At 59.7% G+C, this 7,896-nt stretch carries 6 protein-coding genes; 2 read left to right on the forward strand and 4 right to left on the reverse strand.

The features are described from left to right. Positions 1–1,056: serine hydrolase domain-containing protein (locus tag JNL55_RS21850; protein WP_293858860.1), on the forward strand; the 1,056-nt coding region annotated here is incomplete at its 5' end. Positions 1,057–1,071: 15 nt separating this feature from the next. Next, positions 1,072–3,222, forward strand: coding sequence for a S9 family peptidase (locus JNL55_RS21855; protein ID WP_293858863.1), 2,151 nt, complete (start codon positions 1,072–1,074; stop codon positions 3,220–3,222). Positions 3,223–3,494: 272 nt separating this feature from the next. Here JNL55_RS21855 and JNL55_RS21860 read toward each other — a convergent pair whose 3' ends face one another. From JNL55_RS21860 to JNL55_RS21875, 4 genes are all read right to left on the reverse strand, one after another. Continuing rightward, positions 3,495–3,914 (reverse strand): type II toxin-antitoxin system VapC family toxin, encoded by a 420-nt coding sequence (locus JNL55_RS21860; RefSeq protein ID WP_293858866.1) that lies wholly within the window; start codon positions 3,912–3,914, stop codon positions 3,495–3,497. Further along, a complete protein-coding gene (locus JNL55_RS21865) occupies positions 3,911–4,165 on the reverse strand; it encodes a type II toxin-antitoxin system Phd/YefM family antitoxin (protein ID WP_293858869.1) in 255 nt (84 codons plus the stop codon). The genes JNL55_RS21860 and JNL55_RS21865 overlap by 4 nt, the downstream gene beginning before the upstream one ends. A gap of 563 nt (positions 4,166–4,728) precedes the next feature. Continuing rightward, positions 4,729–5,979 carry a hypothetical protein gene (locus JNL55_RS21870; protein ID WP_293858872.1) on the reverse strand — a complete coding sequence of 417 codons (1,251 nt, stop codon included), beginning with the start codon at positions 5,977–5,979 and terminating at the stop codon, positions 4,729–4,731. Positions 5,980–5,988: 9 nt separating this feature from the next. Then, the coding region (locus tag JNL55_RS21875; RefSeq protein ID WP_293858875.1) for an AAA domain-containing protein at positions 5,989–7,896 on the reverse strand (1,908 nt) is incomplete at its 5' end.

Below are 7,896 nucleotides of genomic sequence, written 5' to 3' on the forward strand. Positions count from 1 at the left end.
TGTTCGAGCGTGTGTGCCGAAGCGTCCGCCGGGACAGTGGTGGACTCGGCCATCGAGCGAGACATCCATCAGTTGCTTGCGAGCCAGAAGTTTCCAGGCTTCGCCATCGCGGTGTCGCGGGCTGGAAAATTGGTTTGGTCTCAAGGGTTCGGATACGCGAATCTGGAATTGAAAACTCCCGTGAGCCCGCGGACCAAATTTCGTATCGCGAGCATCTCCAAGCCGATCACCGCGACCTGCGCAGCGAAGCTGTACGAGTCCGGTCGTCTGAATCTGGATGCGCCGGTGCGTGACTACGTGCCGAGCTTTCCGGACAAGGGCGAACCGATCACCGTGCGCCAGCTGGCATATAACCGCTCCGGCATCGAGCACTACCGCGATCAGGACATGATCAACACCGTGCACTATGCGGACATGACCGCGGCCTTGGCGAAGTTCAAGGATCGGCCGCTGTTGAGCCGTCCCGGCGAACGCTATCTCTATTCCAGTTTCGGTTACAACCTCATCGGCGCGGTGATCGAGGGCGTCAGCGGCAAGCCGTTTATCAGCTATATGCGGGAATGCGTCTTCGAGCCGCTGGGCTTGAAAGACACCGTTCCGGATCAGTATGCCGATATCATCGAGCATCGCACCGCCTTCTACGAAATCGATCGACAGGGTGTGGTGCGTAACGCACCGGCCGTGGACAATAGCGACTTGTGGCCTGCCGGCGGATACTTGTCGACCGCGGAGGATCTGGTGCATTTCGCCGATCGCGTCGTGCTCGGTGATTTCCTGAAGCCCGCCACTCGCGAGTTCATGTTGACGCCGTCTGCTCAGAATCGCGCCGAGGGCGGTTCCTATGCGTTCGGCTGGTCGAGCCAGGTGCGTGACGGCGTCAAGGTGGTGGGGCACACTGGCTCGCACTATGGCGCGGAGACCCGACTCGATGTCTATCTCGACTCGAAGCTGTCCGTCGCGCTGCTGGCCAACCTCTCTTCGGAAGGTGACTCGGATGCCGCGCAACGCTTGAAGGAACTGTCCATTCGCCTGTTCCGCTACTTCGACAATCAATAATAAGGAATGAGATCGATGCTCCGTGCGAGATATGGCCGTGCCGGCCTGTTGTCTTTGTGGTTCATCGTCGCGGCCACTGCTTCATACGCCGCTGAGCGCGAAGCATTCACTCTCGAAGACATTCGCAGCGTGCCGTATCCGGAGGCGTTGACGGCTGCAGCACAGAGCCCACGTATCGCCTGGGTAGCCAATGATCAGGGCCGTCGCAATGTTTGGGTGGCGAGTGCGCCAGAGTTCGCGCCACGACGCTTGACCGACTATTTAGCGGATGACGGTCAAGAGATCTCAAGCTTGGCAGTGTCGCGCGATGGCGCAAATGTCGTGTACGTGCGGGGTGGCGAGCACGGCGCCAATTGGGATGGTGGGTTGCCTATCAATCCGACGTCCAGTCCACAGGGCGGGAAGGTAGAGATTTGGACTGTGCCATTTGCGGGTGGCGCGGCTCGGCTCATTGCTGAAGGCGACTATCCGGTCATCTCGCCGGAGGGTTCACGTGTGGCCTTCATCAAGGATGGCCAAGCATGGATCGCTTCGTTGCGTGACTCGGCGCAAGCGAAACGATTGTTCGTAGAGCGTGGTCGCACGGACAGTCTGCAATGGTCGCCAGATGGCAGCCGGCTGGCGTTCGTCTCCAGTCGCGAAAGTCATTCTTTCATCGGCATCTATTCGAGCGACGACAAGCCCATTGTTTGGTTGGATCCGCAGGTCAATCGAGATCTGTCGCCGCGTTGGTCGCCGGACGGCAAGCGCGTCGCCTTTATACGCACTGCTGGCGATGGTGGGGCGGTTGCCAACGTCGTGCCTTTCCCGATTCGGACTTGGTCGATCCAGGTGGTCGATGTCTCGACTGGCCAGAGTCGCGAAGCCTGGCGGAGCGGAACGAAGCCGCGAGATTCCTGGCCGGAAGGATTCTTCGATTGGTTGGGAAGCGAGCACGTTGTTTTTCTGTCTTACCAGGATGGTTGGCAGCATCTGTATGTGGTCCCATCGTCAGGAGGCGCCGCGCGTTTGCTAACGCCTGGCGATCACATGGTGGAGGATGTGTCACTCAGTCCAGATCGCCGCCGCATCGTATTCAGCGCCAACGCGGGGCAGACGCCGGACGATATCGATCGGCGTCATCTGTACGAGGTAACGTTAGATCTGCGCGCCCCACGAGCGCTGACTCGTGGCGAAGAATTGGAATATTCGCCCGTGTTCATCGCTGATGGCACCGTCGCGTTCATCGGCGCGAGCGCCCAGCGCTCACCACGTCCAGCAGTGCTACGACAAACAATGGCGTCGCCAGTGTGGGTAGGTGGTTCGCAGTTGCCTGCGCAGTATCCGCTGTCGCAGCTGGTCGTTCCGAAGGCCGTGAAGTTTGCTGCCGAAGATGGCGTCATCGTGCACGCCCAGTTGTTTCAGCCCAAGCCTCGCGGCCGGAAAGGCCCCGCGGTTGTCTATCTACACGGCGGCCCGCGTCGGCAGATGATGCTCGGCTGGCATTGGATGGAGTACTACGGCAATCACTACGGCCTCAACCAGTATCTCGTGAGTCGTGGCTTTACCGTGCTCTCCGTCAACTATCGATTGGGCGTTGGCTACGGTTACGACCTGAACTATCCCGCGGATGCTGGTGAGAATGGCGCCGCTGAGTTGCGCGATGTTCGTGCCGCCGGACGTTATCTGCAGGCATTAAACACGGTGGACACTTCGCGCGTGGGCGTCTACGGCGGCTCGTACGGAGGCTACCTCACAGCGATGGCCCTGGCTCACGATTCAAGCCTGTTCGCGGCCGGCGTCGATATCCATGGCGTGCACGATTGGACGTTGCAGTATGACCTGAAGGATTTGTTCGCCCGGACCCGTTATGAAATTCCCGAGAACGCCCAGCACGCGTTGGATCTGGCCTGGCGCTCATCGCCGGCGTCCGCGGTGTCCACCTGGAAATCGCCAGTGTTGTTCGTTCACGGCGATGACGATCGCAATGTGAGGTTCACACAGACGGTGGACCTAGTGCGCCGACTGGAAGGTCGCAACGTGCACTACGAGACCTTGGTACTGCCCGACGAAACGCACGACATCAAACGCTTCGATAGCGAACTACGAATGAATCAGGCGGCGGTTGAGTTCTTGGAGCGGCATCTCGGGCGGGTGGCGCAAGGGGTAGATGCGAGGGCTCGGTGAGTAGCAGCCTTGGCCTATTTTTGCCGATTGCTCGGTGTGGGCTTGGCAAGGGTTCTGGGGATCGGTAGCTATTGGAGTGCGAAGTGGCTCAGGCCATGACTGAGTGTCGCTCGAAAAAGCGCCGAGACTCGGATTTGGTCGGGGTGAGGGGCTACACGTTGTTCCTGCGGTCTCGGTGCGCGTTCGAGTACGTTGACGGCTGTCGGGGCAACGGGGGCCTCTCGCTGCCCTCCGGGGTCTTCGCGGAGCGCTTCTATTTGCTTTAGCTGAAACTACTTCCAAGGATTCACCACGGACTTCACAGAGGCTTCGAAGTCCGATGCGTTGCGGGTGACCAGAGTTAGGGCATGTACCTGAGCGGTTGCTCCAATGAGCGCATTCATCGCGTGAATGGGACGGCCGAGAGAGTCGTGACGAGCAACCACCCGCCCCCATTCGTCGGCTACGGCGCCGTCCACCGGCAGGATGCGTTGCTCGAATCGAAGCGGCAATTCGCCTCTCAGCCATTCATCAAGCTGTTTCCTGCGCTTGCCAGTGGGCAGTCTCTCAATTCCATGACGTAACTCAGCAAAGGTAATTACACTGAGAAAGACTGAGTCCTCATCAATCTTAGAGAGCCAGTTCACCACGCCAGTGTCAGGACGGGGTTTAGTCCATTCGGAGACGACATTGGTATCGAGCAGATAGTTCATAGATCGGTTGGTCGCATCCGATCCTTAGATCTGCGGACTTTCAACCCGGAGCCGCGCAGAGGCGACGCCGCGAAGAACTCAGCGAGATTGCCAGTGCGCTTCGTTCTGCGCTCCCATTCCTCCGCGTCAACGACGACCACCGCGCGCCGCCCATTACGGGTGATGACCTGGGGGCCCTCTTTTTGAGCATGCTCGATGACTTCACTGAGCTTGGCTTTCGCCTCAGCCACCGTCCAAAGATCGTTGTCCACGAAGGCCGCCTCCAGTTGGTCAGGATAGTCATTATAGTCATTATTGAGTCGCCGGCAACCCGAGACTCGTTCCCGACGATGGGGGCATGGATAACCTTGGCTGGATCAGCAGCGGTTCAGAGCGCTCAGCAGCCCTTAGTGGATGCAGGCAGTTGCGAAGAGCGGATTACGACGTTCCTGCGGTCAGGATGCGAATGCAAATAAGGTAAAGCAACTGTCCTCGGGCGGGAGCTACGGTGGAATTTTCGTAACAATCAAACTCTACATCGGCGGCCAAATGTCCGGATGAGTGTACCCGCGTCTCTCGCAAAACACGTCTTCCATCACGCCGATACTATAGTCCGCGGTGAATCGAACGGTACCTGCAATTGGCTGAAAGCCAAACAAGTCGTAGTCGCGGCGCGTCAGTCGCACGCGAAAGACAGGTCACTCGCTCGCTGATACGCGGCGAGCACCCAAAGGCGAACGTGGATGCTCGAATGATGGAGGATTGGGAATAACTTCATATTCGCAGGGAATGGCAATTGAGGGCTGCAACCCAAAGCGGTCACACACACACTAGTTCACGGTCTCGGCAATACGCGTTCGCGAGGCTCTGCGTGGTCCGCTGCAGCACTCATCTCCGCGCCATCCACGACCTTCAACGGTGTCTCCCCCACGCCTAACGCCCGCTCGATAACGAGACCACCGCCTTGTTCAGCAATCTGCTTCTGCAGCTTGGAGAAATCTGAGCACCACATGCGTTCGGCGTCCTTATCTCTCGTGCCATCGGTTGCTTCCCCCGCGCCGCGAATCGCGACGACGCGCACCTGCAATCGGCCATTCTCGCTCTTGCCCCCCAGTTCGACTCCGTAGCCAGGTTGTGTAGGTCGCTTTACAACCACGCGGCCCGAGTTCACCCACGCAGTCTCCAGTCCTTCGTTCACTTGATAGCCCAATGTCGCTAATCCCTTAAGAATGGCATTGCGCCGGGCGCGAGCGGATAGCGATTCCCGCTCCGCCGCGAGCGCATTTACCGTCCCCGCTTCCAGAGCGGTGAGCACTTGCAGATCGCCATCGATTGCGGCGAGCACACTTGCTGCGCGCTCCACGGCTCCGGCCGAGCCGATAGCCCTAAGCTCTTCGGCTAGGGCTCGCAACCGCGATTTCGCTGCCTCGCGATCCCGTGCTTCCTTCACTACGGTCGCGAGCTCAATCGTCAAAGTGTCCAGCCGCATCGCTCGCTGAGGTGCCGAGGGTTCTCGCTCGATGGTTTGTAATCTGCTCTCCAAACCCTCCACGACCGCGGCATCGAGCAAGAACGAAAGCTCGGCCAGTTGCCGTTCAATCCTCGCCGTCTCCATTTCGGACGGCGATGGATGATCGGCGAGCCAGCGCTCGAATGACCGGTCGTCCTCGCTTTCCTTGAGTTTCTTCGCTAGTTCGAGCTGCTGTTCCGTAGCGCCGCTGTGAAGCGGCGTTTTGACGATGACGCGCATCTGCGCTTCAATCTCCTGGGTACGCTTTTTCACGCGGCGTCTGAGCGTCTCTCTGCGGATGGCGTCGGCCTGCTGTCGTTGCTGTTCTCGTTGAACAAACTCGATTTCGGTGGGCACCGCTCGCTCAACCTCGTCGAAACGATCGGCCGCGAGCGCTTGCTTCAGTTGCAGGTGGCGTGCATGTATATTTTGAACATCCGCCTCGGTAAGCGTGCCGGCGCGGCGCGCAGCTCGCTCAAAGTCCTGCAGCGCCGATTCGAGACGCCCGAGCAAACCTGAGCATGTCGCGATCCGTTCCTCCCGTGACACGATTCGCACGACTTTCGGGCCGCTCACATTGATCTCCTATCCGAGGGCTTCTTGCAGGGCTTGCCGGAGCGTTGACTGCTCCGCAGCTCGATCGACATACCAGCCATGCGATGAAACTCGATGTACCCTCGCGATCGAGTTGCTGAGCAATGTCGGTCGCCAAACCTCGCGCGCCCGCGCATCTTCAAGCAGCGGATGACGAGGGGCGTCGCATTCGATACCCAGACCATAGAGCCCGGTGCGCGGATCTTCCACGACGAGATCGATGCCGAAGACGCTGGCGTCGCGTAGAGCCAGGGCTCTGCGTCCCAGGCTGTGCACGAATTCCATGACGGTGCGGACGAAGCCGTCGACTTCGCCACTACGCTGCCGTCCGACGGACTCGTTTCGGCTGGCGACGATCCGGGACAACAGCGCGCGGCTACCGTCAAATTCGCCGGCGGAAGTGGCGCGCGCATATTCCAAATAGGCTTGCAGAAAATCTCTAGCGGAGGCGGGCGCCCGCTGCGTGGTCAGCAGATCGGATACTTCAGCGACCGGCATGGATGTCACCAGCACGATGCGCTCTCTTGCCCGTGTCACGGCCACGTTGAGTCGTCGTTCGCCACCGGCTTGGCCCAGCACGCCGAAGTTACGGCGGAACGTACCTTGAAGATTGCGTCCGAATGTCGAAGAGAACACGATCACATCGCGCTCATCGCCTTGCACATTCTCGACGTTCTTGACGAAGAACCTCATGTCCTGGTCGTCGACCACGCGCTCGCGTTCCAATGTCAGCGCATCTCGAAATGCAGCGTCCACCTCGGCGCGCTCCTCGAGTTTTTCCTCGATCAAATCGGCCTGCTTGCGATTGAACGTCACGACGCCACAGGATTTGCGCCGCTCGGCGGGCACTGCCCACAGTTGCTTGAGCACCTCGATCACCAGGTCGGCCTCGGCCGGATTGGTCTGGCCCGAACAGGTGCCGTCCGCACGCAATACTTGAATCGGACGTTCGCGTCGCACCTTCTCGTCCGGATGGCGCACCGGAATATTAAGATCGTTGCCGTAGAACGAAGCGTTCGAGAACGCGATCAGCTCGCGGAAGGCGGAGCGATAGTGGATCTTCAGTGTCGTGGTCGGCAGTGTGGACTTGGCTAGTTGCAGCAGGTCCGGGCAGTCCTTGATCTCACGTCGATTCCAGACGAGCAGCGCAGCGGCGGAATCGTCGTCGTCAGCGTCCTCGAGGGTGTCGGAGTCGGTGAGGTCGTCATCGTCGTCGATGCGGCTCGCAAAGAAGGAAGTCGGCGGCATCTGCTTTTCGTCGCCGCTGACTACCATGATCCGGCTGCGGTACAACGCAGGCACTGCGAACTCCACAGGCATCTGCGAGGCTTCGTCAAAAATCACCGTATCGAACAGCCCCGGCTTCAGCGGCAGCACGCGGCTGGCGACATCCGGATTCATGAGCCACACCGGTCGTAGCGCGGTCAGACCGAGTTCGACACCGCGACTCAGAAACTCCCGCAAGCGTCTGGCCCTTTGCCCCCGCAGTCGCGTGATGTCTTCCCACTCGCGCACCGAACTGATGCGCGCCAAGTCGATGCCGTCCACGAGGAGATTGCGATTGGCAATGCGCAGCTTGGCGTCGACGTCTTTGAGCGAGCGTCGCTTGGCATCGAGCTCGCCTCTCTCGGTAAGCAGAACAGGGTGGGTACTCTCGATACGCGCCTTCCACGCAAGCCGCGCTTCGCGGGCGAGCGTGTGTCTGACCACGGTTTCGAGATCGCCGTCAGCAACACGGTCAAGAATCGCTTCGTGAGCACGTAGACATTTGAATACCGTCGCCGTGTGCTCCGGAAGCAGCTGTGCCTGGATGCGAAACCTTTGATAGGCCGCCAGCGTCGGCATCGCGGCCATGATGGGCGCAATGGCATCACGATTGGGTTGGTCGGATTCGATCAG

The sequence above is a fragment of the Steroidobacter sp. genome (genome assembly GCF_016790065.1).
Classification (GTDB): domain Bacteria; phylum Pseudomonadota; class Gammaproteobacteria; order Steroidobacterales; family Steroidobacteraceae; genus Steroidobacter.

Coding starts and splice junctions, on each gene's coding strand:
- JNL55_RS21855 (WP_293858863.1), top strand. CDS start 1,072: ATGCTCCGTGCGAGATATGGCCGTGCCGGCCTGTTGTCTTTGTGGTTC.
- JNL55_RS21860 (WP_293858866.1), bottom strand. CDS start 3,914: ATGAACTATCTGCTCGATACCAATGTCGTCTCCGAATGGACTAAACCC.